Raw genomic sequence first — 26,070 nt, 5'->3', positions numbered from 1 at the left:
TCCCGCCGGTAGAGTCGGCTTGAGGACAGTGTCACCTGGGGGACTGATGACAGCAGCGAATGCAGTGCCCATAGTCTTCGTTCACGGGACACGCTTCAGCGCGGGACAGTGGAGCATGCAGCTTGCCGCACTCCAGGACGAATTCCCGGTAGTCGCCATCGACCTGCCCGGCCACGGAGAGCGCTCGGCTCAGCCCTGGAGCCTGAGCACCGCGACGGAAATCATCGCTTCCGCGGTCGACTCGCTCAACCGCGGGCCTGCTCTGGTCGTCGGGCACTCGCTCGGCGGATATGCCTCGCTGGAGTTCGCGCGACGCCGTCCGGAACAACTGCGCGGGCTGATCCTCGCGGGAGCCAGCGCCTCAACCCGCGGCCTCCGGGCAGCACCCTATCGGTGGGTCGCCCGGCTGGTCCCTCGCATACCGGCGGATCGCCTGGCCCGGTGGAACGACCGGTTGCTGCGGCGGCTCTACCCACGGGAAGTGGTGGAGGCGACCATCCATGCCGGCTACGCCTTCCATACCCTGCCAGCAGCCTGGGACGAGGTACTCGGACGCTTCGACGCGGGTGCGATGCGTCATGTGAAGGCTCCGGTTCTCATCCTGAACGGCGAGAAGGACGCCGTCTTCCGCGCCGGGGAGGCGGACTTCGCCCGCGCGCATCCGGACGCTCGCGTCGAATTGATCCCGCGGGCACGACACCTCGCGAACTTCGACGACCCCGATGCCTTCACTGATGCCGTCCGCCGCTTCGCCCGCCAACTCCCTGCCGTCAGCTGAGGACGCCACGGCCGGGATCACCTGGCGCCCCTGAACACCTCGACAGCGACCGCGCACTCAGCTGTGATGCTCAGTCACAAGACACCCCTTGGAATTGATCATCTAGGGCAGCCCGCCGGGAGGCGACCCCGGGCGCAGCCGATGATGTGGCCTCCGACAGACGCGGCGGCGGTCAGCACGTCGTCCTCGCTTTGCCGCTCCGGAGACCACGTGGCGAGCTTCATCTCGACAGCCGTCGTACGCCGAGCAGGCCTTTCCCGCAGCCGTCGTGGACATACGCCGCACGCCCGCCTGATCTAGTCGGATGAAATATTGGGCAGTTGCAGCCCGAGAGCTATCTCCCCGGCCTCCACCTCCGCGCCTCAATGATCTGGATCAACGACCTCCTTCAGGCAACTGGTTGATCGCAACATCACGCCGGCCACAGCTGGCGTTTGACGGAAGCGCCGCGGCTATCCGCCCCCGTCGTTTCACCCGTCGCTGACGCTCACGGCAGTTCGCCTACGGCAGACGGCCGTGACTTGAGACTGCCCGTACACCATGTCAACGTACGGGTGCTGGCAAAACCGCAGCTCAGCGAGAGGAGGATCCAGCGCCATGGACTGCTAAGCCCGAAATCAACAGTCGCACCTCAGCACCCTGATGCAGCCCAAAACGCGCACTACCACAATTTCCCGGTTTCACCAACGCCGGACTTCTCCGGATCGTGAGTGCATCAACTCTTCTCACACTGGAGACAGCACATGCACGACCAGATCGCATCCACGCATGAAGCCGCGTTCTTGAACCTGAACAAGGCGGCAGAATACCTTGGCATTTCACCGAACACCCTGTATGTCTGGCGTCACCGGCGGCAGGGTCCGCCGAGCTTCCGCATGGGCCACCGCATCATGTACAGGATCTCGGCGCTGAATGAGTGGGTCATAGCGCAGGAGCAGGCGGATTCACGTTCCAACGCTGCTCTCAATCCTCTCGCCCAGAAGCCGATGGAGCGTTCCATGCGCACTCGTTGAAGGCTGTCCACGAGGCCGGAGGCGGTGCGTCGATCGTTCGGGGTCCTGGCACGCTTTTTTCCGCCATGCCATACGACCATACCCAACTGAGTTCATAGGAGAACGTTCCCTTGGCGGGGTACATAGAAGACCGCTGGCTCAAGAAGAAGCCCAACAAGGACACCGGTAAGCGGGAGCGCACTGCCCTGTGGGGCCAGGGCAAGCGCTATCGGGTGAAGGGCATCCCTGGCGTCCGGGACCGCTCGTTCGACACGAGCGAAGACGCGAAGCAGTGGCTCGCCAAGGCGCAGACCGACACCACACGTGGCGAATTCGTCGACCCCCGCGATGGGGCGATCCCCCTCGCCCAGTACATCGAGAAGCACTGGTGGCCGAGCCGATCGGACGAACCGTCGACCGCTGCCCCCATGCGCAGCAAGATCTGGAACCACATCATCCCGTTCCTGGGTACAACCGCGCTCCGGGACATCGACGCTGCCGTGCTGCGCGCCTGGAAGGCCCAACTGCTGACACGGGTCGAGGCGTCCACGGCCCACGTGATCTGGATCCACCTTTCCACGATCCTCGAAGCCGCCGTCGAAGACGGCCGCCTGGTCAAGAACCCCTGCAAGGCCCGCCGGACTGTCAAGGCGCCCAAACCCGCGAAGAGGAAGGCCAAGGCATGGGCCAGGCCGACCGTGGAGGCCGTCCGGGCGGGCCTTCAGGAGCGATACCGCATCGCGGTGGACCTCGGTGTCGGCCTCGGCCTGCGCCAAGGCGAGGCGTTCGGTCTGGGGGAGGAGGATGTGGACTTCGATGCCGGTGTCGTACACGTCCGCCGACAGTTGCGGTGGGACTCCAAGGGAAGGCCGTACTTCTGCCTGCCCAAGGGCGGCAAGACGCGAGACGTTCCCCTCTCCCCCAACCTCGCCAAGCGTGTCCGGGACCATTTGCGCCGTTTTCCTTCGGTCGCCTGCACGCTCCCGTGGCGCAACCCTGAGCCGCCGACGACCGAGTTGGAAGCGCGACAGCGCAAACCGATCACCGTCCGGCTGGTCCTGATCACGTCGCAGGGCAATCGAATCAACTACTCGATGTGGAACAGGCTGAGCTGGCGGCCCGCACTCACAACGGCCGGTGTCCTGAAGAAGGTCGGCGAGAAAGTCAGGACATACCGAGGCCACAGCCGTCGGTACCCCATCTACGAAGTTTCCAGGGAGGACATGTTCCACGTCCTCCGGCACACGTACGCGAGCACCCAGCTCGAGGCAGGCGAGTCGATCGTGAGCGTGTCGGCGTGGCTCGGGCATGCTTCGCCGCAGACCACACTGACGCACTACGCTCACTTCATGCCCGGGGCGGGCAAGCGGGGCCTCGCCGCCATGGACGAGTGGTTCGATCAAGATCCACAACCGAATGTCCCTGAGAAGTCCCTGGGTGCCCCGCAGGCCCGCAGCAGGCCATGAAACCGCAGGTGAGAGCGATAGTCGCGCACACTGACACCGTGTACGCCGAGTACAAGGAGCCCCTGTACGCCGCTCCCCCGCTGCTCCAGCGCATGGTCGAGGCGGGCCGGCTGGGCCGGAAGACCGGCTCGGGGTTCTACACCTACTGATCACCCGGCGCCCGATCACGCAGAGCGACACATTACGGCCCGGCACCGCACGCGGTGCCGGGCTCGTCTGTTTCACACACCGTGTGCGCGCCGGGCACGCATATGCCCGTCGCACACGCTCCCCACGCGCCCACCAGGCGAGTTGACTCCTCATGCCCATGCAGCGGATGTGGAACACCACATTCGGCCACAGAGAGGAATGAAACCGTGACCACCGATTCCGATCATTCCGTGGTCCAGGAGGAACTCGCAGAGTTACGTCGCCGCCTGGACGTCGCGTACGCCCGGGTCGAGGGAGGGCTGGCGCTGCTCACTCACCGCACCAAGGAGACCGCCAAGGAAGTGGACGAGCTGAACTCCCGGATGGCCTCCCTGGAACACGCGCGCTGGCCACTGCCCTCACTCGCCGCGCTCACCGCCCTCGGAGCGCTCGTCGTGACCGTCTGGCAGGCGCTGGCCCGCTAGCCGTCGGCCAGCCTGAGGTGATGCAGCAGCAGTAACGCGGCCGCCATGTTGGCGGCCGGGACCTCCCCACGGGCGATCAGATCGGGGACGAGTTTGAGCGGCACCCACTCACGCCGGTCGGACTCGAAGTCGTCCACGGGGTGTCCGACGTACTCGCCCCGGTCGGACCAGTAGATGTGGTGCCGGGCGTCGGAGAGGCCGTTGGACGGCTCCACGGTCATGAGGTGGTGCAGGGGTCCCGGCCGCCAGCCGGTCTCCTCCTCCAGTTCTCTGGCAGCCGCTATGGCGATGTCCTCGCCGTCCTCGACGACACCCGCGGGCAGTTCCCAGCCCCAGCTGTCGGTGATGAAGCGGTGCCGCCACAGCAGCAGCACCTCGCCCGCCTCGTTGACGACCGTGGCCACGGCCACGGGCCGCAGCCGGATCAGGAAGTGGTCGAGATGCCGGCCGTCCGGCAGCTCGACATCAGCGAGATTGACGCTGAACCAGCGGTTTGCATACACAGTTTGTTCGTTCTGTTTCGTCCACTGCACGGTTCTGCCACCTTTCGATGAGTAAGTGGCAATATCGCAGCAGGGACGAGGTACCCACAGAGGGCCATGTGGAGGGCCTACAGCGGTACGCGCAGTGCCCCGTCGATGAGTTCGGCGGCCTCGGCGGTGCCGGCCGAGCCGCATCTCACCAGGTGCTCGCGTACCGCACGCAGTCTGTCGCGCAGGCGCTGGGACTCCATTCCGCGCGCCTGCTCGGCCATCTGCACGGCGGTGGCGACCGCCTTGTCGGCCTGGCCCTGGCGCAGTTCGATTGTGCAGAGCATGGCGAGCCGGTGCACCCTTCCCCGGTCGTGGGCCGGATTGTCGACGGCCGCCACCGCGTGCTCGCGAGCGGCGGCGAGTTCACCGAGACTGAGGAGCGCCTCGGCCACCTGCACGTTGACCAGCCCGGGCTGCACATAGCCGGTCTCGTCGGGCTCGTACCCGCGCCGGATCCGGTCGGCGGCCGTCTCCGCGCGCCGGATGCACGCCAGCGCGCTGCCGGCGTCGCCGAGATGGGCGTACGCCTTCGCCTGCATCGCGTACAGGTCGGAGGCGAGCGCCGGGGTGATGTGCTTGCCGGCGGCCCGCAGCGCCGACTCCGCGAAGGCGACGGCCTGCCGGTACTCCCGCATGAACAGCGACTGGTTGACCAGCAGGGCTATCACATACGCCCCAAGTCCCCTGTCTCCGCTGGCCTTCGCGAGTCTGAGCGCCTGATGGAAGTACCGCTGGGCGAGGCCGTGCGCGTCGGAGTCGTACGCGCAGATCCCGGTGACGGCCACCAGCCCGCCCGTGGCCCGGTGCAGTTGGCGCCCCGTGGCGTCGGTGTAGCTGCCGCGCAGCAGCGGCGCCGCCTCGGCGTTGAGGAAGCCGACGATCCGAGTGCGGGTCGCGATACCGCCGGTCTTGCGGTACATCTGCTCGTAGTGGGTCCGCGCGGCCCGCAGCATCTCGATGTCGGCCGTGGTCACCCGGTGCCGGCCACCCCGGGAGACGTCGACGTCCTCGGGCGGGTTCTCCCACTCCCACACCGGCATGACCGCCGGGGTCCCGGTGACGGCGGGGGCACCCAGCACATGGGGCCGCTGCTGTTCGTCCGAGCGCCACAGGGCGGTCGCCCGCTCCACGAAGCCGGACAGCGACCCGGCGTGCGGGGTGCTCGGCTCACCCGGCACCCCGAGGCCGATGTCGTCGAGGGTCACCGGGCGCTGGAGCCGCCCGGCCAGCACCTCGCAGATCAGATCGGGCACCTGGCCGCGTGGCCGCTGCCCCTTCAACCAGCGTGCCACGGCGGTGTGTTCGTACCGGAGCACGAGGCCCCGTCTGCGGCCTGCCTGGTTGACGTGGGCGGCGAGCCCGGCGTGCGAGATACCCGCCTCGTCCAGGATCGCGTCGAGCAGAGTGTTGGGCTGCATGAATGACCCCCGAGTGGCCTGGTGCCGTTCAGCGTAGTGTGTTCGGTTTCACACGGGGTGTGAACGGAACGCATGCATCCGTACTGTGCACGCGGTGTTGCTCAGCGTGATCTACCGGTTGACTGAGGTCCCGGCCAAGCCACCGGCTCCCCCTCGAACAGCGGCGGCTTGGCCGGGTCGGTCGTCCCCGGGCGGGGAAGGGTGCCCCGCCTCCGGTCGTTGCGCAGGACCAGCAGGGCGATGTCGTCCGTCGGCCGCCCCGCCGTGTGGTGCAGGAGAGCCCGGAAGACCGAACGCAGCACCGACTGAGGGGACACCGGGTGATCGCGTACGGCCTCCCGCAGCACGGTCGGCAGCGAGAAGAACCGCCCCCGGGCATCCCGGGCGTCCTCCGCGCCGTCCGTGAAGAGGACCAGGGAGTCGTCCGGGAACAGGCGACCGCAGGCATGCGATTCCAGCTCCGTCGGCAGGGGGAACAGGCCCAGCGGAGGGAGCGGGTCGACGCGCGTCAACTGCTCGACGCTCGTGCCGCTGATCCGATACGGCCAGGGATGACCGCAGTTGAGGGCGCGCACGTCGCCGTCCCGCCCGATCTCCAGGAGCAGCAGGGTGACGAACTCCTCCGCGACCGGGTGTCCGGCGCGGGCCCGCTCGCGCAGATGGCGGGCGAGGGCGCGGTCCAACCGGCGCAGTACGCGGCCGAGTTCGGGCTCGTCATGGGCCGCCTCGCGGAAGCTGCCGAGGACGGCGGCGACGGTACCGAGGGCTGCCAGCCCGTGGCCCCGTACGTCGCCCATCACCACCCGCACCCCGTGCTCGGTGGCGACCGCCTCGTACAGGTCCCCGCCGACACAGGCGCCCCGGTCGGCGGACAACTGGGCGGCGGCAACGTTCAGCCCGTCGAGGCGCGGGGGCGGCGGACGCAGTACGACACTCTGCGCCGCCCGCGCGACCCGGCGGGCCTGCCGCAGCTCCCGCAGCAGGGTGCGCCGGACATGGACGATGAGCCCGGTGCCGACGGCGAGGAAGACGGCGCTGGTGACGATGCGCGCACCGAGCCCGTCCTGCTGCGCGAGCGGGCAGCCGAACCGGTAGCCGACGGCCACACCGCCCCACACCGCGGGCAGTACGGCTCCCCGCGCGGTGGGTGCCCGTGCCTTCATACGGATCATGCCTCTGGATCCCCCATGTAGTCCCTGACAAAGCAGACGGACCGACCCCGAAAGGCCGGTCCGATTCTGTCGAGGGCATGGTCCGGACGGACCAGATCGCCGGCGATTCCCACCCGAATGAGTGAGTCTTCGCAGGCCAACCCGCATTTATGCAGTGGGCCGAGGGTGCTAGCCCCGCAGCACCGCCCCGGTGCGCTCACCCGCCAGGGCCACTGCCGCGTCCCGCGCGGCGGACGCCTCGTCCACGGTCAGCGTGCGGTCGGACGCCCGGAAGCGCAGCGCGTACGCCAGCGACTTCCTGCCGTCGCCGAGCTGCTCCGCGTTCTCGTACACGTCGAACAGCCGGATGGATTCCAGCAGTTCGCCCGCGCCCTCGCGCAGCGCCGCCTCGACCTCCGCGGCCGGGACGGGCAGGTCGACCACGAGGGCGACGTCCTGCGTGGCGACCGGGAACGTGGAGATGCCCGGCGCCTGCGGGACACCGTCGCCGGCCGCCTCCAGGGCGTCCAGGTCCAGCTCCATCGCGCAGGTGCGCTCCGGCAGCCCCAGGGCCTTCAGCACACGCGGCTGCAGTTCGCCCGCGTGGCCCACGACCTGCTCCGTACCGTCGACGACGATCACCAGCTGGGCGCAGCGGCCGGGGTGCCACGGGCCGTACTGGCCCTTGCGGACGGTCAGTTCGGCACCGGCCTCGCGGGCGACGGCGCGCGCCGCCTCCACCGCGTCGGCCCAGTCGGCCGGACGGCCCTTGCCCCACCAGCCGGCCTGCTCGCGCGCACCGGCGAGAACGGCGGCCACATGCCGCGGCTGCTCGGGCAGCGCGGCGTTCAGCGCGGCGATCTCCTCGTCGGTCGGCCGCCGGTCGACGGGCAGATGGAAGGCGGCCTTCCGCTCCTCGCGCGGGTGGAAGACCAGACCGGTCTCGAACAGCGCCAGGTCGTGGCTGCCCCGGCCGACGTTGCGGCGCAACGCGCCGAGCAGGCCCGGCAGCAGCGTCGTACGGAGCGCGGGCTCCTCGTCGCTCAGCGGGTTGACCAGCCTGACGACGCGGCGGGCCGGGTCGTCGGAGTCCAGGGCGAGCTGGTCGAAGACCTGTGCGCCGACGAAGGGGTAGTTCGGCGCCTCGACGAAGCCCGCGCCGGCCAGCGCGCGGCCGGCCCGGCGGTGCAGCCGCTGCCGGTGGGTCAGGCCGCGCTGCGAGGGGAGCTTGGGCAGCGTCGAGGGCAGGTTCTCGTAGCCCTCCAGACGGATGACCTCTTCCGCCAGGTCGTTCGGGTCGACGAGGTCGGGCCGCCAGGACGGGACCGTGACGATCAGCTCGTCCTGCCCGTAGACGTCGCAGCCGACCTGCTGGAGGCGGCGTACGACGGTCTCGCGGCCGTAGACGACGCCCGCGACCTTGTCGGGGTGGTCCGCCGGGACGGTGATGGTGTGCGGGGCCGAGGGCGCGATGATCTCGGTGACACCGGCCTCGGCCGTGCCGCCCGCGAGCAGGACCAGCAGGTCCACCGTGCGCTGCGCGGCGGCCGCGGCGGCCTGCGGGTCGACGCCGCGCTCGAAGCGGCGGGACGCCTCGGACAGCAGCTTCTGGCGACGGGACGTGCGGGCGATCGCGACGGCGTCGAAGTGGGCCGCCTCGATGACCACGTCGGTGGTGCCGTTGACGCCGTCCTCGGTGACCTCGTGATCCGCGATCTCCGTGTTGGCGCCGCCCATCACGCCGGCGAGGCCGATCGGGCCGCGGTCGTCGGTGATGACCAGGTCCTCGGCGTGCAGCTTCCGCTCGACGCCGTCGAGGGTGACGAGCTTCTCGCCCTCCTGCGCGCGGCGCACGCCGATGGTGCCCTGGACCAGGGACCGGTCGTAGGCGTGCAGCGGCTGGCCCAGCTCCATCATCACGTAGTTCGTGACGTCGACGGCGAGCGAGATCGGGCGCATGCCGACCTTCTGCAGCCGGCGCTGGAGCCAGATCGGGGAGCGGGCCTCGGGGCGCAGGCCGGTGACCGTGCGCGCGGTGAAGCGGTCGCAGCCGAAGGGGTCGGTGACCTGGACCGGGTAGCCGTAGGCGTTCGGGGCGGGTACGTCGATCAGGGCCGGGTCGCGCAGCGGCAGGCCGTAGGCGATGGCGGCCTCGCGGGCGACGCCGCGGATGGACAGGCAGTCGCCGCGGTTGGCGGTGACGGCGATGTCCAGGACCTCGTCGACCAGCTCCAGCAGCTCGATGGCGTCCCTGCCGACCTCGGTCTCCGGCGGCAGCACGATGATGCCGTGGGTGCCGTCGTCGCCCATGCCCAGCTCGTCGGTGGAGCAGATCATGCCGTGGGACGTCTTGCCGTACGTCTTGCGGGCGGCGATGGAGAAGCCGCCGGGCAGGGTGGCGCCGGGGAGGACCACGACGACCTTGTCACCGACCGCGAAGTTGCGGGCGCCGCAGACGATCTCCTGGGGTTCACCGGTGCCGTTGGCCCGGCCGACGTCGACGGTGCAGAAGCGGATGGGCTTCTTGAAGCCCTCCAGCTCCTCGATGGTCAGCACCTGGCCGACGACCAGCGGGCCCTTGAGGTCGGCGCCGAGCTGCTCGACGGTCTCGACCTCGAGGCCGGCCGAGACCAGCTTCTCCTGGACGTCGCGGCCGGATTCCGTCGCCGGCAGGTCGACGTACTCCCGCAGCCAAGAAAGCGGGACCCGCATCAGATCTCCATCCCGAACGGCCGGGTGAACCGGACGTCACCCTCGACCATGTCTCGCATGTCTTCGACGTTGTGGCGGAACATCAGCATCCGCTCGATGCCGAACCCGAAGGCGAAGCCGCTGTACTTCTCCGGGTCGACACCGCAGGCGGTGAGCACCCGCGGGTTGACCATGCCGCAGCCGCCCAGCTCGATCCAGCCCTCGCTGGAGCAGGTGCGGCAGGGCCGGTCGGGGTTGCCGACGGACTCGCCCTTGCAGACGTAGCAGAGCATGTCCATCTCGGCGCTCGGCTCGGTGAAGGGGAAGAAGTTCGGCCGCAGCCGGGTCTTCATGCCCTCGCCGAACAGCGACTGGACCATGTGGTCCAGGGTGCCCTTGAGATCGGCCATGGTCAGGCCCTCGTCCACGGCGAGCAGCTCGACCTGGTGGAAGACGGGCGTGTGCGTGGCGTCCAGCTCGTCGGTGCGGTAGACGCGGCCGGGGCAGATCACGTAGACCGGCAGCTCGCGCTCCAGCAGGGAGCGGATCTGCACGGGCGAGGTGTGGGTGCGCAGCACGACGCCGGACTCGGTGCCGCCCTGGGGGCCCTCGACGAAGAAGGTGTCCGCCTCGCCGCGGGCCGGGTGGTCCGGGCCGATGTTGAGGGCGTCGAAGTTGAACCACTCGGCCTCGACCTGCGGGCCCTCGGCGACCTCGTAGCCCATGGCCACGAAGATGTCCTCGATGCGCTCGGACAGCGTGGTCAGCGGGTGCCGGGCGCCGGCCGGGACGCGGTCGTACGGCAGCGTGACGTCGACCGACTCCTCGACGAGGACGCGGGCGTCGCGTTCGGCCTCGAGCTCGGACTGGCGGCCCGCGAGGGCCTTGTTGACGGCGCCGCGGGCCATGCCCACGCGCTTGCCGGCCTCGGCCTTGGCGTGCGGGGGCAGGGCGCCGATCTCGCGGTTGGCGAGGGCCAGCGGGGAGGCGGGGCCGGTGTGGGCGACCTTTGCCTCGTGGAGCGCGTCGAGGGAGTCCGCGGCGGCGAAGGCGGCGAGCGCCTCGTCCCGCATGCGCTCGATCTCTTCCGGTTTCAACGCCTCGACCTCTACAGGGTCGTACGACTTATTCGGTGCCGACATCTCTTCCCGTGCTTCCGATTGGCTGGCGGATGGTCCCCGAGACCGTTGGTGGGCCGTGTGAAGGACACAAAGGTGCCAAAGGCCGAGTCTAACGGGGCGGAGGTGTCCGAAGAGCCCGTGGGCCGTCAGGCCCACCCGTCGCCCACCACCGCCCTATACGACCCTACGGGGCAATTCAAACTCAAACGCCGGGGCCGCCACGGGCAACGTGAATCGGAACTCGGCGCCGCCGACGGAGGCGCGGCCGACCGTGATGGTGCCGCCGTGGGCCTCGACGATGCCCTTGACGATGTACAGCCCCAGCCCGGTGCCGCCGCGCTTGCTGCCCCGCCAGAAGCGGGTGAAGACGCGGTTCATGGATTCCTCCGGGATGCCGGGACCTTCGTCGCTCACCGTGACCGACGTGCCGGTCTCCTCGCCGTCGCGCGGGGATGCGCAGGGCGTGACGTCAATGGTGACGGTTCCCTCACCGTGCCGCACGGCATTTTCGATCAGGTTGCTCAGCACCTGGTCGACCTTGTCGGGGTCGGCCCACAGGTCGGGCAGCGGCTGCTCGATACGGAGCAGGAAGCGGCCGGCGGGCTGGCCGGCGGCGACGTAGGCCTGGATGTGCCGGGAGACGGCGGCCCCGATGTCGACGGGCTGCCGGCGCACCTCCAGGCGTCCGCTGTCGATCCGCGAGATGTCCAGCAGCTCGGCGATGAGGCGGGTGACCCGGTCGGCGTCGGCGTCGACGGTCTCCAGCATCAGCCGCTTCTGGTCGTCGGTGAAGCGCGCCCACTTGGCGAGGAGGGTGGCCGTGAAGCCCTTCACGGAGGTCAGCGGGGAGCGCAGCTCGTGGGCGACGGTCGCTATCAGCTCGGCGTGGCTGCGCTCGGTGCGGCGGCGAGCCTCGGTGTCGCGCAGCGAGACGAGAACGCGCTGGACGGGCCCGAGGGGCTCGGCACGGACGTAGCGGGCGGAGACGAGCACCTCACGACCGCCGGGCAACAGCAGGTTCCGCTCCGGCTGCCGCACCCGGATGGCGAGCCCGCCGTACGGGTCGGTGAGCTGCCACCACCGGCGCCCCTCCAGGTCCTCCAGCGGCAGCGCCTTCTCCAGGGGCTGCCCGAGGGCGTCGGCGGCGCGTACGGCGGTGATCCGGCTGGCGGCGGTGTTGAAGCAGATCACGCGCCCCTGCTCATCCGCGATGACGAGGCCGTCGGGCAGCTGGTCGGGGTCGAGGGCCGCGTGATCGGCGCACCCGGGCACAGGCGCGCGGCGCGCGTCCCGCCCCTCCGGTCCCCCCGGCGCGGTGCTCGTGCCGGCCACACTCATCCCCGTACCCCACCTCTCAGACGGCGCAGGGCCCCGAGTTCGTCACCCTACTAGCTCTCGGTGACGGAGCGGCACCCTCCGGAGGCGCGCTGTGCACGGGCCGACGCGTAGAGACATACGGCGGCGGCCGTGGCGAGGTTCAGGCTCTCGGCCTTTCCGTGGATGGGGACGCGGACGACGGCGTCGGCGAGGGCGCGGGTCTCCTCGGGCAGCCCCCAGGCCTCGTTCCCGAACACCCAGGCGGTCGGCCCGCCCATGGTGCCCTTGTCCAGCTCCTCGTCGAGGTCGCGGTCCCCCGCGCCGTCGGCGGCGAGGATGCGCACACCGGCGTCCGTCAGCCCGCGCACGGCCTGCTCGACGGGGACGCCGACGGCGACCGGCAGATGGAAGTGGGAGCCGACGGAGGCGCGTACGGCCTTGGGGTTGTAGAGGTCGACGGAGGCGTCGGTGAGGATCACGGCCTCGGCCCCGGCGGCGTCGGCACAGCGCAGCACGGTCCCGGCGTTCCCGGGATCCCGCACATGAGCGAGCACGGCGACCAGCTTCGGCCGGGCGGCGAGGACGTCCTCGAACGGCGTGTCCAGGAAGCGGCACACACCGACCAGCCCCTGCGGGGTCACGGTGGTGGAGATGTCCGCGATGACGTCCTCGGAGGCGAGGTGCACCCGGGCGCCCACGGTCCGCGCCGCGCCGATGATGTCGGCGTACCGCTCCGCGGCCTCGACGGTGGCGAACAGCTCGACGAGGGTCGGCTCGCCCCCGGCCCGATGCCCGGCCGCCTCCCTGACGGCCTGCGGTCCCTCCGCGAGGAACAGCCGGTCCTTCCCCCGGAAATTCCGCTTCGCAAGCCGCCGGGCGGCAGCAACGCGGGCAGAGCGGGGAGAGATCAGCTCGGGGCTGGGCATCTTGTCCTTCACTTTCAAAAGAAACTTCAGCTCTGGCGCCCCAAAGGGGCGCGGGGAACTGCGCGATCAACCACGACGCACCCTCACCCGAACGACGGCCTGGGAACCCCAACAGCAAGACCCGCAAGCCCAAAAGCCTGCGGGTCCTGAAGTTACGTCGGCTGAGGCCAGCGCAGCGTCACGCGGCCTTGGGCGCGTTGACGTCCGACGGCAGCGCCTTCTGCGCGACCTCGACGAGCGCGGCGAAGGCGTTCGCGTCGTTCACGGCCAGCTCGGCCAGGATCTTGCGGTCGACCTCGACGTTCGCGGCCTTCAGACCCTGGATGAAGCGGTTGTAGGTCATGCCGTTGGCGCGGACAGCGGCGTTGATGCGCTGGATCCACAGCTGACGGAAGTCGCCCTTGCGCTTCTTGCGGTCGTTGTAGTTGTAGACCAGCGAGTGGGTGACCTGCTCCTTGGCCTTGCGGTACAGGCGCGAACGCTGACCGCGGTAGCCGGAGGCCTGCTCGAGGATCGCCCGGCGCTTCTTGTGGGCGTTGACTGCCCGCTTGACGCGTGCCACTTGTTAACTCCTTGTAGCGGGGTCGTGGTGGTACTCACACGACCCGGAAACGACTGGGTCCCGGTCCTGACGTGCGGCGCTCAGTGGTGGCGAGCGCCGGTCACGTCACTTGCCGAGAAGCTTCTTGATCTTCGCGGTGTCGCCCGGGGCCATCTCGGCGTTGCCGGTGAGGCGACGCGTGACACGGGAGGACTTGTGCTCGAGCAGGTGGCGCTTGCCGGCGCGCTCGCGCAGCACCTTGCCGGAGCCGGTGATCTTGAAGCGCTTGCTGGCACCGCTGTGCGACTTGTTCTTCGGCATAGCGCCGTTATCTCCTCGTCGGTGGCGCTCCGGTGCCCGGTCGTGAAACCGGGCACGGTGGAGCGTCGCTCTTCTTTCGGTTACATCCACTGGGGACCGCTGTCCCCCGGGATCACGCCTCGGCGGGCTCCTCGGAAGGTGCCTCGGCCTCGGCAGGGTTCTGCGACTTGCCGGGGTTCGCCTTCGCCTCGGCCTTGCGGGCTTCCTGCGCCTGCCGGGCCTCGGCCATGGCCTCGGTCTTCTTCTTGTGCGGACCGAGGACCATGATCATGTTGCGGCCGTCCTGCTTCGGGTTCGACTCGACGAAACCGAGGTCCTGGACGTCCTCCGCGAGGCGCTGCAGCAGTCGGTAGCCCAGCTCGGGCCGGGACTGCTCGCGACCACGGAACATGATCGTGATCTTGACCTTGTCGCCCTGCTTGAGGAACCGGACGACGTGACCCTTCTTGGTGTCATAGTCGTGCGGGTCGATCTTCGGCCGGAGCTTCATCTCCTTGATGACCGTGTGCGCCTGGTTCTTGCGCGCCTCACGGGCCTTCATGGCCGACTCGTACTTGAACTTCCCGTAGTCCATGAGCTTGCACACGGGCGGACGGGCGTTCGCCGCGACCTCGACCAGGTCCAGGTCGTACTCCTGCGCAAGCTCCAGTGCCTTAGCGAGCGGGACGATGCCCACCTGCTCGCCACTGGGACCGACAAGTCGCACCTCGGGAACGCGAATCCGGTCGTTGATGCGGGGCTCGGCGCTGATGGATCCTCCTCGGTAGCACCACACGGTTGTCTGGCGGACAGCCGCGTATGTCTCTTTTCGTTAGACCTAACCGCGCCGAAGCAAAGAAAATGCCCCGGACGATCACAGGCGGGGCTCCACAACACAACCGGAGCACCGCCGCGATGTCGCGGGGCGCGATTCGGGCGGCTCCATCGTCCGTACGGAACGATGGTGGCCGCCTGACCGGATGACCCACCGTCCGTGAGGACGGTCAGGTGGGAGTTCGGAGCCTCCACTTGTGGGCCGTACACATGAGTGTCCGGCCGGTCGTCATTCAGGCTAGCAGGAACGCTTTACAAGGGCTAATCGGGGCCGTACCGGCGCACGGCTTAGGGTGTGGGGCATGAGTGAGACCCCTCCTGAGAACCCCGACTTCGACGCGATGACCCGGGACATCGCCGAGGTCCCCGCCGTCGAGGTGATCGTGACGGTCGCCGTCAACCTGATGAGCGCCGCCGCCGTGAAGCTCGGGCTGAGCGAGGAGGGCGAGAAGTACAAGGACCTGGACGAGGCCCGCAAGCTGATCACCGGTCTCGCCGGCCTGCTGGACGCGAGCGCGACCGAGATCAGCTCCTTCCACGCGGCCCCGCTGCGCGACGGCCTGAAGTCGCTCCAGCTGGCCTTCCGCGAGGCCTCGGTCGTCCCGGACGAGCCGGGCCAGGGCCCCGGCGAGAAGTACACCGGTCCCGTCTACGGCTAGAGCGGTCTCACCCTCGTACGAACAAGGGCTCGCCCGGAGGCGTCGCCTCGGCCGGCAGCACTGCCAGGTCGAGGCCGCGCACCAGGCGGGCCCTCAGTGTTTCGTCGGCGGCGAGGCGGCGGGCGACCGCGTGGACGCCCGCGTCGTGCGGCACGGCCGGCTCGAAGACCAGGGCGAGGGTGCCGTCGGCCCGGCCGCGGACCAGGTGGGCACGCAGCACCGCGGGCACGTCGGCGACCACGGCGCGCACCGCGTCCACGACCGCCGGGTCGGCGAGCGGATCCGTGCTGGTGCGGCCCTCGGCGAGGGCGAGCAGCGCCGGGCCGGTCAGCTCGAACGGCACCGGTCCGGCGAGGTCCAGCACGACCGTGTCGGCCTTCTCGTGCGCGGCGGCCTGGAGCGCCTGGTGCAGGGGTACGGCGACGGGGCGGGCCGCGGGGTCCCAGCGGGCGAGGGAGTCGGTCGAGGTGAAGGCGGGCAGCGCGGTGCGCCCGCCGGCCTTCAGGGTGGGTACGGCCATGTCGCTGGTCTTCTCGCGGCGCAGACCGTTCTCGTCCTCCTCGGCCTCGCCGAGCACGGCGACGACCGGGACGAGCAGGCGGGCACCCTTCAGGGCCTCCAGGACGGGCCCGAGCGCGCCGCGGTCCTCGGCCCAGGCGGCGAGCGCGGCGCTCAGCCGGGGGTCGGCGGAGCCGTCGTCGTCGGAGAAGCCGGGGTCGGGAATGTTCTTGTTCGCCACGGTCACCGACCCTATCGGGGGGTCACCGCCGGGCCGGTACGGGGCCGCTCTCCGTCGTGCGCGCCCGTCCCGGCGCCGTCCGCTGCTGCACACCGCGCTCGCGGCGACCGCCGTCGTCGGGGTCACGGCCGGGCACGGCGTGCGTGAAGGCGCGGGCGCACCCGGGGGCGGCGGCCGTATCGTCGGCGGCGACGGCCTCGGCCCCCTCCTCGGCCGGGGCGAGCGAGGAGGCGTCGGTGACGAAGGCGGCGGCGGACCGGGACGCGCGGCTGCGCGAGGCGATGGCGGCGGTGCGCGTGCCCAGGGGCGCCGAGGTCTCGGTGGCGGTGCTGGCGGTGGACTCCGGGGAGAGCGCGGGGTACGGCGGGGCGGCCTTCGACACGGCGAGCATCGTCAAGGTCGACATCCTGGCCGCGCTGCTGCTCCGGGCGCAGGACGCGGACCGGCGGCTGACGGCGGCGGAGCAGGCGTACGCGACGAAGATGATCGAGAACAGCGACAACGCGTCCGCGACCGAGCTGTGGCACTCGATCGGCCGGGCGGACGGCCTGGACGCGGCCAACCGGCGCTTCGGGCTGACGGGCACCTCCGGCGGCGACGGCGAGCTGTGGGGGCTGACCCAGACCACGGCGGCGGACCAACTCACGCTGCTCCAGCAGGTGTTCGGCGACGGCGACGGGCAGCTGAGCGCGGCCTCCCGGGCGTACGTCCAGGGCCTGATGGCGTCGGTCGAGGCCGATCAGCGGTGGGGGGTGTCGGCCGCCGACGACGACAACTCCTGTCCGCTGAAGAACGGTTGGCTGGCCCGCGGCACGACCGGCCTGTGGGACGTGAACAGCATCGGGCGGGTGTCGGTGGACGGCACCGGCTATCTGGTGGCGGTGCTGTCGAAGGGCACCGGGACCCGGGCGGAGGGCATCGCACTGGTCGAGGCGGCGGCGAAGGCGGCGGTGTCGGCGTTCACCGGTGAGTGAACGGTGCGAACCGGAAACCGATGACGCCCTCAGGCCGTCCGCCTGCGCCCCCGCCACAGGACGACGCCCGCCACCAGCAGCACCCCGCCGGTGCTGCCGGCCAGCGGGCCCGCCCAGTCGGCGGCCTGGGAGGTGGCCTTGGGGGCGTCCGGGCCGGCCCCGAAGTACTTCTTGCCGTAGGCCGTCACGCGCAGGCTCTCGGGCCGGATCCGGTCGGCCGCCTTCAGCGCGGCGGCCGGGTCGATCATGCCGTAGCCGCGCGAGTCGTCGCGGCCGCCGGCCGGCGCGTCCTCGGCGGTGTCCTCCAGGAGCTTCTTGACCTGGGCCGGGGCCAGGTCGGGGTGGGCGGCCTTGATCAGGGCCGCCGCGCCGGAGACGAAGGCGGAGGCGGCCGAAGTGCCCCAGCCCTCGTAGTACTTGTGGTCGGGGTCGGCGATGACCACGTTGACGCCGGGCGCGCTGACGGCGGCGTACCAGCGGCGGGTGGAGAAGGCGGCGCGGGTGCCGTAGCGGTCGACGGCGGTCGCGACGATGACGCCGGGGTAGGCGGCCGGGTAGGAGATGTGGTCGCCCTTCTCGCCGCCGTTGCCCGCGGAGGCGACGACGACCACGCCCTTCTTCAGGGCGTACTGCACGGCCTCGTCCTCGCTCGGTTCGGGGTGCGCGGAGTTCGAGTCGTCGCCGAGGGAGAGGTTGATGACGTCGGCGCCGTGGTCGGCGGCCCAGCGGATGCCGTCGGCGAGGGCGTCGCCCCGGGTGGTGCGGGCCTTGGTGCGGGCGGGGTCGCCGTCCTCCAGGATCACCCGGACCGGCAGGATCTTCGCCTCGGGGGCGACGCCCATGACGCCTGCGGAGTCGCCGGGTCCGTGTCCGTGCCCGGCGATGATGCCGGCCATGGCGGTGCCGTGCCGGGCCCAGGTGCGGTCGCCCTGCCTGGCGCCGAAGCCGATCATGTCCTGGCCGGGCAGGACGTTGCCGACGAGGTCGGGGTGGTCGGCCTCGACGCCGGTGTCCAGCACGGCGACGGTGACGCCCTTGCCCTTGGTCGTCTGCCAGGCCTCGTCCAGGTGCAGGGCGTCGAGGCCCCACTGCTGGGCGCGGATTCCGTCGGCGTGGGCCGCGCCGGCCGGCAGCACGGCGAGGGCGCCGGCGAGCAGCAGGCTCACGGCGGCCGCGGCGGGGGCCGGGACGCCGCGCCGGTCGCGTATCGAGTGCCGCACGGAGGTGCTCGCTCGCCTCATGAGGGGTTCTCCGTGGCCGTGCCGATGTGCCGGCGCAGGCGGCGTTCGATGCGGTCGGCCAGGCCCTGGGCCTCGTTGCCGAGACCGGCCTGGGCGGGTGCGGTGGTGGCGCTCGGGTCGACCGCGTCGGCGGCGGGCTGGGGCGCGTCGACCTCGCGGCCGTCGGCCCAGCCGGAGACGGCGAAGCCGACGACGGGGGCGTTGGTGAGGACGGAGACGGTCCAGGAGGCGCGCTGCTTGTCGCCGAACCCGGCCGCGACGGTGCCCGCGGCGGCGTACGGCCGGGGCATCAGGTCGGTGCGCCGGTCCAGGTGCTCGGTGCGGAAGCGGGCGGCGAGCGCGGACATGGCGGCGGGGTCGGCGTCGGTGAACAGCAGGCCCACGGTGGTGACGTAGCTCTGGGTGGCGTCGGTGTAGGTGGCGCGCAGCAGCCGGCGGCAGCCGACCGGGGCGAGGACCTTCTGGAGCAGCGGGTCGAAGGCGTGGGCGCAGCCGCTGTCCGGGGCCACGGCGATCCTGGTCCAGGTGCGGTCGGCGCCGCCGGGTCCGGCTCCGGTGCCCTGGACGGTGGGCGGGAACAGCTGGTCGACGGGCACGTTGTGCCAGAGCGCGGCCGCGGTGGTGAAGTGGTCGGTGCCGGTGTCGCCCCCGCCGTCGCCGGTGAGCCAACTCCCGGCCGCGGCACCGCCGATGAGGCCGAGGCCGAGCACGAGAGCGCCGGCGGCGACGGCTGTCCGCCGGCCCACGCGGAGCCGCGACGGCTCGCTGAAGGCCTCGGGCCGCCCGAACGACACGACGGGGCGCGCGGCCGCGCCGGCGGTCCAGGACAGCGCCGGGTCCGGCTCGGCGGCGGGCGGGAGCGGACCGGCGGGGTGGGCGGCCGACAGGGGGCTCCAGCCGCCCGCCGTACCGGAAGCGGCCGCGGTACGCCGTACACCGGCCGTCGCGGCGGACGCGGGCGCCTGCGGGGAGGCGGACGTGGGCGTGGCGGCGGCTCCGGCGCACGGCGGCTTCGAGGAATCGGGGACCGACGCGGGAATCGGCCGGAGCCGGGTCGTCGTCTCCGCGGCGGTGGGTTCCGGGGCTGAGGACCCTGGAGCCGTGGGACGCGGTGCCGTGGATCCCGGTGCCGGTGCCGTGGGTTCGCGGGCGGGTACCGGGCGGAGCCGGGTCGTCGTCTCCGAGGCGGTCTCGGCGGGGGCCATCGACCGGCGGGGCCCCTGCCCCGACTGCCCCGACTGCCCCGACTGCCCGGGTCGCTGTGCGGGGCGCGCGGCGGGGCCGGTCGACGCGGAGCCGTCGCGCCGGGCGGGGCGGTTCTGGCGCCCGGGGCGCGGCGGCGCGTCGGGGAACCGGGCCGAGGCGGGGGGCGGCGGCGGGCTCACGGGGTCGGTGCCCTCGGGCACGACCGGCTTCGCCCCGGCGCCGCTCGTCCGTTCCCCGCCGGACGGCCGGCCGGATGGCGGCGTGAAGACGGACGGCTCGTCGTCGGGGTCGTCGGCCGGGCGCGCCGGGGTCTGCGGCCGGGCCGAGCCCGCGGGACGGGGTGCGCCGGCGGAACCCGCCGGACGCTGCGGAGCCGAAGCCCCTCCCGGCGCACCCGGGCCCGACGGACGCGGTGGAGCGGACGGGCGCGGGGGGTTCGAGGGGACGGGCGGCGCGGACGGGCCCGGCGCGGACGACGACCGCGGCGGCGTGAACGCACCCTGCGCACTCGGTGCGCCGGACGGACGCGGCGGTGCGGCAGGCTCCGGCGCACCGGACGGGCCCTGTGAAGAGGAGTGACCGGGCGGGGTCGACGGTCGTGGCGGCACCGGGGCGCGGCGCGCTTCCGTACTCATGCACCCCCCCGTTTCCTCGTACCCGGGCCGTCGTCGCGTACGCGGGCCGTTCCACTCCTCGGCCGCACCCGGTGCGCACAGCTCCGTCCGGGCACGCATACCCGTACGGCTGGACCGGCATCCCGGTTCAGCTGAAGCGGCCGGGCGTGTTCCGCCGTACGTGCGCGTCACTCTACGGGTTGTCCCTGAGAGAAGGAGAACCAGTACACGCGCCCGGGGGCATCTGCCCGGAACGTCCCCCTACCCTGCGGTAATCCTGTCTGGCAGGCTTCCGTCATGACTGCGCTCGCCGCTGACCGGGCCCGTTACGACCGGGCCACCGCGCATCTCGACGCCCCTCTCGCGATCGTGGACCTGGACGCCTTCGACGCCAACGCGGAGGACCTGGTCCGCCGGGCCGCCGGGAAGCCGGTCCGGGTCGCCAGCAAGTCGGTCCGCTGCCGGGCCCTGCTCGAACGGGTCCTGGCCAGGGACGGCTTCCGGGGCATCATGTCGTTCACCCTGGCCGAGTCGCTGTGGCTCGCGCGCTCCGGGTTCGACGACATCCTGCTGGCGTATCCGTCCGCCGACCGGTCCGGCTTCGCGGAACTGGCCGCCGATCCCAAGCTCGCCGGTGCCGTCACCGTGATGGTGGACGACGTCGCCCAGCTCGACCTGATCGACGCCGCCCGGGACGGCGGGCGTGAAGTGGTCCGGGTCTGCCTGGAGTTGGACACCTCGCTGCAGCTGCTGGGCGGCCGGGTGCGGGTGGGCGCCCGGCGCTCTCCGCTGCGCTCGCCCGGCCAACTCGCCGACCTGGCACGGTCGGTGGCCCGGCGGCCGGGGTTCCGGCTGGTGGGGATCATGGCGTACGAGGGGCACATCGCCGGGGTCGGCGACTCCGTGGCCGGACGGCCGCTGCGGTCCCGCGCCGTGCGGCTGATGCAGGCGGCGGCCCGCCGGGAACTGGCCGAGCGACGGGCCGCGGTCGTGCGCGCGGTACGGGCCGTCGTGCCCGGTCTGGAGTTCGTCAACGGCGGCGGCACGGGGAGTGTGCAGCACACCGCGGCCGAGGACGCCGTGACCGAGATAGCGGCCGGTTCGGGGCTGTACGTGCCGCGGCTCTTCGACAACTACACGTCGTTCACCGGCCGTCCGGCCGCCCTGTTCGCCCAGCCCGTCGTGCGGCGGCCGGGCGTCGGGGTCGTCACCGTGCTCGGCGGCGGCTATCCCGCCTCGGGCGCCGCGGGCCGGGACCGGCTGCCGGTGCCGTATCTGCCCGAGGGGCTGGCGTACGACCCGCAGGAGGGTCCCGGCGAGGTGCAGACCCCGCTGCTCGGCTCGCCCGCCGACGATCTGCTCATCGGCGACAAGGTGTGGTTCCGGCACGCCAAGGCGGGCGAGCTGTGCGAGCGGTTCGCGGCCCTGCGGCTGATCGAGGGGGACACGGTCACGGCGACCGTGCCCACCTACCGGGGCGAGGGGCACACCTTCCTCTGACGGCCGGCCACCACGGGTCGCTACACGGGCGTGACGTACGCGCCCGCGATGCCGCCGTCCACCAGGAAGTCGGTGGCGTTGACGAAGGAGGAGTCGTCGCTGGCCAGGAAGGCGACGGCGGCGGCGATCTCCTCGGCCTCGGCGAACCGGCCGAGCGGGATGTGGACGAGGCGGCGGGCCGCCCGCTCCGGGTCCTTCGCGAACAGCTCCTGCAGCAACGGGGTGTTGACCGGCCCGGGGCAGAGGGCGTTCACGCGGATACCCTCGCGCGCGAACTGCACGCCGAGTTCCCGGGACATGGCGAGGACGCCGCCCTTGGAGGCGGTGTACGAGATCTGGCTCGTGGCCGCGCCCATCCTCGCCACGAAGGACGCGGTGTTGATGATGGAGCCCCTGCCCTGGCGGCGCATGTAGGGGATGGCGGCCTTGCAGCACAGGTAGACGGAGGTGAGGTTGACCTCCTGGACACGCTTCCAGGCCTCCAGGCCGGTCTCCAGGATGGAGTCGTCGTCGGGCGGGGAGATGCCCGCGTTGTTGAAGGCGACGTCGACGCTGCCGTAGGTGTCGTACGCCGTCTTGAACAGCGCCTCGACCTGCTCGGGGTCGGTGACGTCGACCTTGACGAAGAGTCCGCCGACCTCGTCGGCGGCGGCCTTGCCGCGGGCCTCGTCCACGTCCGCGCAGACGACGTGGGCGCCCTCGGAGGCGAGCCGGCGTGCGGTGGCGAGGCCGATGCCGCTGCCGGCTCCGGTGACGACGGCGGTGCGGCCGACCAGGCGGCGGCAAACAGATTCTGCGGTCACTGTGCGGGGCCCTCCGTGCTGATGAAGACGTTCTTGGTCTCGGTGAAGGCGGTCAGGGCGTCGGGGCCCAGTTCACGGCCGAGGCCGGACTGCTTGTAGCCGCCGAACGGGGTCCAGTAGCGGACGCTGGAGTGGGAGTTGACGGACAGGTTGCCCGCGCGGACGGCCTGGGACACGCGCAGGGCGCGGCCGAGGTCCCGGGTCCACAGGGAGCCGGACAGGCCGTAGGGGGTGTCGTTGGCGAGGCGGATCGCGTCGGCCTCGTCGGTGAAGGGCAACAGGACGGCGACCGGGCCGAAGATCTCCTCGCGGGCCGCCTCGCCGTCGTGCCGTTCACCGGTGAGGACGGTGGGCGGGAACCAGAAGCCGGGGCCGTCGGGGGCGCTGCCGCGCAGGGCGGGCGCGTCGGCGGGGACGTACGACCGTACGCGCTCCAGCTGCAGACGGGAGATCAGCGGGCCCATCTGGGTCTTCTCGTCGGCGGGGTCGCCCACGACCACGGCGGCCAGCGCGTCGGCGAGGAACTCCCGGGCCTCCTCCAGCACCGCCTCCTGGACGAGGACGCGGGTGCGGGCGCAGCAGTCCTGGCCGGCGTTGTCCAGGAAGGAGAACGGATCGAGGGCGGTGGTGAGATCGGCGTCGGCGAAGACGATGTTGGGGCTCTTGCCGCCGAGTTCGAGGGTGACCGGCTTGACGAGCTTCGCGCAGCGCTCCATGACCTCGCGGCCGGTACGGCTGGAGCCGGTGAACACGATCTTGGCGATGTCCGGGTGGTCCACCAGGGCGCGTCCGGCGGTGTGGCCGTGGCCCGGCAGCACCTGGAAGACGTACTCGGGCAGGCCCGCCTCCAGGGCCAGTTCGGCCAGTCGCAGGGCCGTCAGCGGAGTGGCCTCGGCGGGCTTGAGGACAACCGTGTTGCCGGCCGCGAGGGCCGGGAAGGAGCCCCAGGCGGCGATCGGCATCGGGAAGTTCCACGGGGCGATCACGCCGATGACGCCGAGCGGCTCCTGGAAGGTGACGTTCCAGCCGCCGGGGACCGGGATCTGCTTGCCGAGGAGGCGTTCGGCGCCGCCGGCCGCGTACAGCAGCAGGTCACGGACGTTGCCGGCCTCCCAGCGGGCGTTGCCCACCGTGTGCCCGGCCTCGCGGACCTCCAGCTGGGCCAGCTCCTCGGTGTGGGCGTCGACCACGTCCGCGAAACGGCGCAGCAGCCGGGCCCGGTCGGCGGGGGCGAGGGCGGCCCACCGGATCTGGGCGCGCGCGGCCCGGGCGACGGCGGCGGCCACGTCCTGCTCGCTCGCTGCGGCAACGGTGGCGACGACCTCTTCCGTGGCGGGGTTGAGGACCTTCAACGCGTCCGTATCAGACACGGATCGACCTTTCACGGGCTGGTTCACAGGCGTTCGAAGGAGCGGCGCAGCTCCCAGTCGGTGACCGCGGCGTCGAAGGCCGCCAGCTCGACGCGCGCCATGTTGCGGTAGTGGGCCACGACCTCGTCGCCGAAGGCGGCCTTGGCGATCGCGCTGTTCTCCCACAGCTCGGCGGCCTCGCGCAGGGTGGTCGGGACGTGCTCGAAGTCCGCGGTGTAGGCGTTGCCTGGGCAGGGCTCGGGCAGTTCGAGCTTCTGCTCGATGCCGTACAGGCCGGCCGCGACGAGTCCGGCGACGGCGAGGTACGGGTTGACGTCCCCGCCGGGCAGGCGGTTCTCGAAGCGCAGCGAGCGGCCGTGGCCGACCACGCGCAGCGCGCAGGTGCGGTTGTCGTGGCCCCAGGCGACGGCGGTGGGGGCGAAGGAGCCTGGCTGGAACCGCTTGTAGGAGTTGATGTTCGGGGCGTACAGGAGCGAGAACTCGCGCAGGGCGGCGAGCTGTCCGGCGAGGAAGTGCCGCATGACGTCGGACATTCCGCCGGGGCCGTCCCCAACCATGGCGTTGTTCCCGTCCGCGTCGGCGAGCGAGAGGTGGATGTGGCAGGAGTTGCCCTCGCGCTCGTTGTACTTGGCCATGAAGGTGAGCGAGACGCCCTCCTGGGCGGCGATCTCCTTGGCGCCCGTCTTGTACAGGGCGTGGTTGTCGCAGGTGACGAGGGCCTCGTCGTAGCGGAAGGCGATCTCGTGCTGGCCGGGGTTGCACTCGCCCTTGGCGGACTCGACGGTCAGGCCCGCGCCCGCCATGTCGTTGCGCAGCCGGCGCAGCAGGGGTTCGACGCGGCCGGTGCCGAGGATGGAGTAGTCGACGTTGTACTGGTTGACGGGCGTGAGCCCCTGGTAGCCCGCGTCCCAGGCCGCCTCGTAGCTGTCCTTGAAGACGATGAACTCCAGCTCGGTGCCGACCTGGGCGGTGTGGCCGAGGTCGGCGAGCCGGTCCAGCTGGCGGCGCAGGATCTGGCGGGGCGCGGCCACGACGGGGGAGGCGTCGTTCCAGGCCAGGTCGGCGACGAGCAGGGCGGTGCCGGGGTGCCAGGGGATGCGGCGCAGGGTGGTGAGGTCGGGGTGCATGGCGAAGTCGCCGTAGCCGCGCTCCCAGGAGGACATCGCGTAGCCGTCGACGGTGTTCATCTCGGTGTCGACGGCGAGGAGGTAGTTGCAGCCCTCGGTACCGTGGTGCAGGACTTCGTCGAGGAAGAAGCGGGCGGCGAACCGCTTGCCCTGGAGCCGCCCTTGCATGTCGGGGAAGGCCAGGACGACAGTGTCGATCTCACCGCTCGCGACGAGGGCGTGCAGTTCCTCGACGCTGAGCGGGGGTGTGCGGTCTGCCACGGGAAAGCCTCCTTCGGAGCCTTCGCGCTTCCTTCGCGCTTTTTCGGCCGGGCCGGGAGCCATAAGGTATTGCCCAGAACCATTGCTTGGGAAGGGGGTACGGCCGGATGTCCTGGGAGAGTGACGCACAGGGGGTGGGTGACCGGCTCGCTCCGGTGCTGCGGCCGGTGCGGGCGGGCAACGGGTTCGAGGAGGCGCTGGAGCAGATTCTCCAGGTCGTGCGGCTCGGCCTGGTGCCGGGCGGGGAGCGGCTGCCGGCCGAGCGGGAGCTGGCGGAGCGGCTCGGGATCAGCCGGGTGACGCTGCGCGAGGTACTGAAGGTGCTCCAGGACCAGGGGCTGGTCGAGGCGCGGCGCGGGCGGTACGGCGGAACGTTCGTGCTGCCCCGCGCGGACGCCGGCGGCGAGGACGAACTGCGGCGGCGGATCGCCGAGGTCGACATCGAGGACGTGCTGCGCTTCCGCGAGGTGCTGGAGGTGGGCGCGGCAGGGCTGTGCGCCGCGTACGGGCTGACGCAGGAGCAGGCGGACCGGCTGCGCGAGGCGCTGGCCCGCACGCACGACGCCCCGCTCGCCGACTACCGGCGCCTGGACACGCTGCTGCACCTGACGCTGGCCGAACTGTGCGGCTCCCCCTCCCTGACGGCGCAGTACGCGGCGGTGCGGGCCACGGTCAACGACCTGCTCGACTGCATCCCGCTGCTGGTGCGCAACCTGGAGCACTCCCAGCGGCAGCACACCGCGCTGGTGGAGGCGGTGCTGGACGGGGACGCGGACGGCGCGCGCGAGATGATGCGCGAGCACTGCGCGGGCACGGCCGCGCTGCTGCGGGGCTTCCTGGCCTAGCGCCAGGTGATGTAAAGGTGTGCACATAAACCTTTAGCTTCCAGGGAGG

23 protein-coding genes and 2 pseudogenes are annotated in these 26,070 nt (G+C 71.5%); 9 read left to right on the top strand and 16 right to left on the bottom strand.

Annotated features, from left to right (window positions below):
* Positions 1 to 46 precede the first annotated feature (46 nt).
* The 5 genes and pseudogenes from BIV23_RS42080 to BIV23_RS42065 all read left to right on the top strand — a co-directional run bounded on the left by BIV23_RS42080 (position 47) and on the right by BIV23_RS42065 (position 3,850).
* Complete coding sequence (locus tag BIV23_RS42080) at positions 47 to 778, top strand: alpha/beta fold hydrolase (RefSeq protein ID WP_071386275.1); 732 nt, start codon at positions 47 to 49, stop codon at positions 776 to 778.
* 743 nt (positions 779 to 1,521) lie between these two features.
* Positions 1,522 to 1,791 carry a helix-turn-helix transcriptional regulator gene (locus BIV23_RS42075; RefSeq protein ID WP_071386274.1) on the top strand — a complete coding sequence of 90 codons (270 nt, stop codon included), beginning with the start codon at positions 1,522 to 1,524 and terminating at the stop codon, positions 1,789 to 1,791.
* Between the two features lie 110 nt (positions 1,792 to 1,901).
* Positions 1,902 to 3,236 (top strand): tyrosine-type recombinase/integrase, encoded by a 1,335-nt coding sequence (locus BIV23_RS42070; protein WP_071386273.1) that lies wholly within the window; start codon positions 1,902 to 1,904, stop codon positions 3,234 to 3,236.
* Positions 3,237 to 3,274: 38 nt separating this feature from the next.
* Positions 3,275 to 3,385 (top strand): annotated as a pseudogene (locus BIV23_RS47830) (3-hydroxyacyl-CoA dehydrogenase family protein); the annotation flags it as partial.
* Positions 3,386 to 3,592: 207 nt separating this feature from the next.
* Positions 3,593 to 3,850 (top strand): hypothetical protein, encoded by a 258-nt coding sequence (locus tag BIV23_RS42065; protein ID WP_071386272.1) that lies wholly within the window; start codon positions 3,593 to 3,595, stop codon positions 3,848 to 3,850.
* On the opposite strand, the gene BIV23_RS42060 is transcribed toward BIV23_RS42065, so the two are convergent.
* The 10 genes from BIV23_RS42060 to infC form a co-directional block, all read right to left on the bottom strand.
* Positions 3,847 to 4,383, bottom strand: a complete 537-nt coding sequence (locus BIV23_RS42060; RefSeq protein ID WP_079173747.1) for an NUDIX hydrolase — start codon at positions 4,381 to 4,383, stop codon at positions 3,847 to 3,849. The genes BIV23_RS42065 and BIV23_RS42060 overlap by 4 nt on opposite strands.
* 77 nt (positions 4,384 to 4,460) lie before the next feature.
* Positions 4,461 to 5,801: an NsdA family TPR-like regulatory protein gene (locus tag BIV23_RS42055; protein ID WP_071386270.1), complete on the bottom strand. Its 1,341-nt coding sequence runs from the start codon at positions 5,799 to 5,801 to the stop codon at positions 4,461 to 4,463.
* A 101-nt stretch (positions 5,802 to 5,902) separates the two neighbouring features.
* Positions 5,903 to 6,973: a PP2C family protein-serine/threonine phosphatase gene (locus BIV23_RS42050; protein WP_071386269.1), complete on the bottom strand. Its 1,071-nt coding sequence runs from the start codon at positions 6,971 to 6,973 to the stop codon at positions 5,903 to 5,905.
* 168 nt (positions 6,974 to 7,141) lie between these two features.
* Complete coding sequence (pheT, locus tag BIV23_RS42045; protein WP_071386268.1) at positions 7,142 to 9,664, bottom strand: phenylalanine--tRNA ligase subunit beta; 2,523 nt, start codon at positions 9,662 to 9,664, stop codon at positions 7,142 to 7,144.
* Positions 9,664 to 10,785: a phenylalanine--tRNA ligase subunit alpha gene (pheS, locus tag BIV23_RS42040; RefSeq protein ID WP_071386267.1), complete on the bottom strand. Its 1,122-nt coding sequence runs from the start codon at positions 10,783 to 10,785 to the stop codon at positions 9,664 to 9,666. The genes pheT and pheS overlap by 1 nt, the downstream gene beginning before the upstream one ends.
* Positions 10,786 to 10,938: 153 nt before the next feature.
* Complete coding sequence (locus tag BIV23_RS42035; protein ID WP_071386266.1) at positions 10,939 to 12,102, bottom strand: sensor histidine kinase; 1,164 nt, start codon at positions 12,100 to 12,102, stop codon at positions 10,939 to 10,941.
* A gap of 50 nt (positions 12,103 to 12,152) precedes the next feature.
* Positions 12,153 to 13,007 carry a TrmH family RNA methyltransferase gene (locus tag BIV23_RS42030; RefSeq protein WP_071386292.1) on the bottom strand — a complete coding sequence of 285 codons (855 nt, stop codon included), beginning with the start codon at positions 13,005 to 13,007 and terminating at the stop codon, positions 12,153 to 12,155.
* Positions 13,008 to 13,185: 178 nt separating this feature from the next.
* Complete coding sequence (rplT, locus tag BIV23_RS42025) at positions 13,186 to 13,569, bottom strand: 50S ribosomal protein L20 (RefSeq protein WP_071377579.1); 384 nt, start codon at positions 13,567 to 13,569, stop codon at positions 13,186 to 13,188.
* Positions 13,570 to 13,674: 105 nt separating this feature from the next.
* Positions 13,675 to 13,869 (bottom strand): 50S ribosomal protein L35, encoded by a 195-nt coding sequence (gene rpmI / locus BIV23_RS42020; protein ID WP_071377580.1) that lies wholly within the window; start codon positions 13,867 to 13,869, stop codon positions 13,675 to 13,677.
* 112 nt (positions 13,870 to 13,981) lie between these two features.
* Complete coding sequence (infC, locus tag BIV23_RS42015; RefSeq protein WP_030654735.1) at positions 13,982 to 14,644, bottom strand: translation initiation factor IF-3; 663 nt, start codon at positions 14,642 to 14,644, stop codon at positions 13,982 to 13,984.
* 340 nt (positions 14,645 to 14,984) lie between these two features.
* Between infC and BIV23_RS42010 the strand changes: the two genes are divergently transcribed.
* Positions 14,985 to 15,341 carry a DUF1844 domain-containing protein gene (locus BIV23_RS42010; RefSeq protein ID WP_071377581.1) on the top strand — a complete coding sequence of 119 codons (357 nt, stop codon included), beginning with the start codon at positions 14,985 to 14,987 and terminating at the stop codon, positions 15,339 to 15,341.
* A gap of 7 nt (positions 15,342 to 15,348) precedes the next feature.
* Here the strand turns inward: BIV23_RS42010 and BIV23_RS42005 are convergent, their stop codons facing one another.
* Positions 15,349 to 16,080: an SseB family protein gene (locus tag BIV23_RS42005; RefSeq protein ID WP_071386291.1), complete on the bottom strand. Its 732-nt coding sequence runs from the start codon at positions 16,078 to 16,080 to the stop codon at positions 15,349 to 15,351.
* On the opposite strand from BIV23_RS42005, the pseudogene BIV23_RS42000 reads away from it, so the two are divergent.
* A pseudogene (locus tag BIV23_RS42000) lies at positions 16,064 to 17,054 on the top strand (serine hydrolase). The gene BIV23_RS42005 and the pseudogene BIV23_RS42000 sit on opposite strands and share 17 nt — an antisense overlap.
* Before the next feature lie 29 nt (positions 17,055 to 17,083).
* Here BIV23_RS42000 and mycP read toward each other — a convergent pair.
* Together mycP and BIV23_RS52880 are read right to left on the bottom strand one after the other, a co-directional pair.
* A complete protein-coding gene (gene mycP, locus BIV23_RS41995; RefSeq protein ID WP_079173746.1) occupies positions 17,084 to 18,295 on the bottom strand; it encodes a type VII secretion-associated serine protease mycosin in 1,212 nt (403 codons plus the stop codon).
* Positions 18,292 to 19,701, bottom strand: a complete 1,410-nt coding sequence (locus tag BIV23_RS52880; protein WP_245790912.1) for a hypothetical protein — start codon at positions 19,699 to 19,701, stop codon at positions 18,292 to 18,294. Before BIV23_RS52880 ends, mycP begins: the two co-directional genes overlap by 4 nt.
* Before the next feature lie 711 nt (positions 19,702 to 20,412).
* Between BIV23_RS52880 and BIV23_RS41980 the strand changes: the two genes are divergently transcribed.
* Entirely contained in the window at positions 20,413 to 21,615 is a 1,203-nt protein-coding gene (locus BIV23_RS41980; protein ID WP_071386264.1) for an amino acid deaminase/aldolase, read from the top strand.
* A 20-nt stretch (positions 21,616 to 21,635) separates the two neighbouring features.
* On the opposite strand, the gene BIV23_RS41975 is transcribed toward BIV23_RS41980, so the two are convergent.
* From BIV23_RS41975 to BIV23_RS41965, 3 genes are read right to left on the bottom strand one after another with little or no spacing between them, the layout of a single operon-like run.
* The gene (locus BIV23_RS41975; protein ID WP_071386263.1) at positions 21,636 to 22,418 is read right to left on the bottom strand and encodes a 3-oxoacyl-ACP reductase; all 783 of its coding nucleotides are present in this window, start codon (positions 22,416 to 22,418) and stop codon (positions 21,636 to 21,638) included.
* Positions 22,415 to 23,788 carry an aldehyde dehydrogenase family protein gene (locus tag BIV23_RS41970; protein WP_071386262.1) on the bottom strand — a complete coding sequence of 458 codons (1,374 nt, stop codon included), beginning with the start codon at positions 23,786 to 23,788 and terminating at the stop codon, positions 22,415 to 22,417. The genes BIV23_RS41975 and BIV23_RS41970 overlap by 4 nt, the downstream gene beginning before the upstream one ends.
* 23 nt (positions 23,789 to 23,811) lie before the next feature.
* The gene (locus tag BIV23_RS41965) at positions 23,812 to 25,176 is read right to left on the bottom strand and encodes a glutamine synthetase family protein (protein WP_071386261.1); all 1,365 of its coding nucleotides are present in this window, start codon (positions 25,174 to 25,176) and stop codon (positions 23,812 to 23,814) included.
* Between the two features lie 107 nt (positions 25,177 to 25,283).
* Here BIV23_RS41965 and BIV23_RS41960 point away from each other — a divergent pair, with 107 nt between their 5' ends.
* The gene (locus BIV23_RS41960; protein ID WP_071386260.1) at positions 25,284 to 26,021 is read left to right on the top strand and encodes a FadR/GntR family transcriptional regulator; all 738 of its coding nucleotides are present in this window, start codon (positions 25,284 to 25,286) and stop codon (positions 26,019 to 26,021) included.
* The last annotated feature ends 49 nt before the right edge of the window (positions 26,022 to 26,070 follow it).

It is taken from the genome of Streptomyces monashensis (genome assembly GCF_001866665.1).
GTDB classification, from domain to species: domain Bacteria; phylum Actinomycetota; class Actinomycetes; order Streptomycetales; family Streptomycetaceae; genus Streptomyces; species Streptomyces monashensis.
This window is presented reverse-complemented; position numbering and strand designations above follow the sequence as displayed.

What these genes read in the sequence shown, in the direction of transcription:
- BIV23_RS42080 (WP_071386275.1), top strand. Translation starts at nt 47, where the DNA reads ATGACAGCAGCGAATGCAGTGCCCATAGTCTTCGTTCACGGGACACGC.
- BIV23_RS42010 (WP_071377581.1), top strand. Translation starts at nt 14,985, where the DNA reads ATGAGTGAGACCCCTCCTGAGAACCCCGACTTCGACGCGATGACCCGG.
- BIV23_RS42055 (WP_071386270.1), bottom strand. Translation starts at nt 5,801, where the DNA reads ATGCAGCCCAACACTCTGCTCGACGCGATCCTGGACGAGGCGGGTATC.
- mycP (WP_079173746.1), bottom strand. Translation starts at nt 18,295, where the DNA reads ATGAGGCGAGCGAGCACCTCCGTGCGGCACTCGATACGCGACCGGCGC.
- BIV23_RS42030 (WP_071386292.1), bottom strand. Translation starts at nt 13,007, where the DNA reads ATGCCCAGCCCCGAGCTGATCTCTCCCCGCTCTGCCCGCGTTGCTGCC.
- BIV23_RS41980 (WP_071386264.1), top strand. Translation starts at nt 20,413, where the DNA reads ATGACTGCGCTCGCCGCTGACCGGGCCCGTTACGACCGGGCCACCGCG.
- rpmI (WP_071377580.1), bottom strand. Translation starts at nt 13,869, where the DNA reads ATGCCGAAGAACAAGTCGCACAGCGGTGCCAGCAAGCGCTTCAAGATC.
- pheT (WP_071386268.1), bottom strand. Translation starts at nt 9,664, where the DNA reads ATGCGGGTCCCGCTTTCTTGGCTGCGGGAGTACGTCGACCTGCCGGCG.
- BIV23_RS42050 (WP_071386269.1), bottom strand. Translation starts at nt 6,973, where the DNA reads ATGATCCGTATGAAGGCACGGGCACCCACCGCGCGGGGAGCCGTACTG.
- BIV23_RS41960 (WP_071386260.1), top strand. Translation starts at nt 25,284, where the DNA reads ATGTCCTGGGAGAGTGACGCACAGGGGGTGGGTGACCGGCTCGCTCCG.
- BIV23_RS42035 (WP_071386266.1), bottom strand. Translation starts at nt 12,102, where the DNA reads ATGAGTGTGGCCGGCACGAGCACCGCGCCGGGGGGACCGGAGGGGCGG.
- pheS (WP_071386267.1), bottom strand. Translation starts at nt 10,785, where the DNA reads ATGTCGGCACCGAATAAGTCGTACGACCCTGTAGAGGTCGAGGCGTTG.
- BIV23_RS42075 (WP_071386274.1), top strand. Translation starts at nt 1,522, where the DNA reads ATGCACGACCAGATCGCATCCACGCATGAAGCCGCGTTCTTGAACCTG.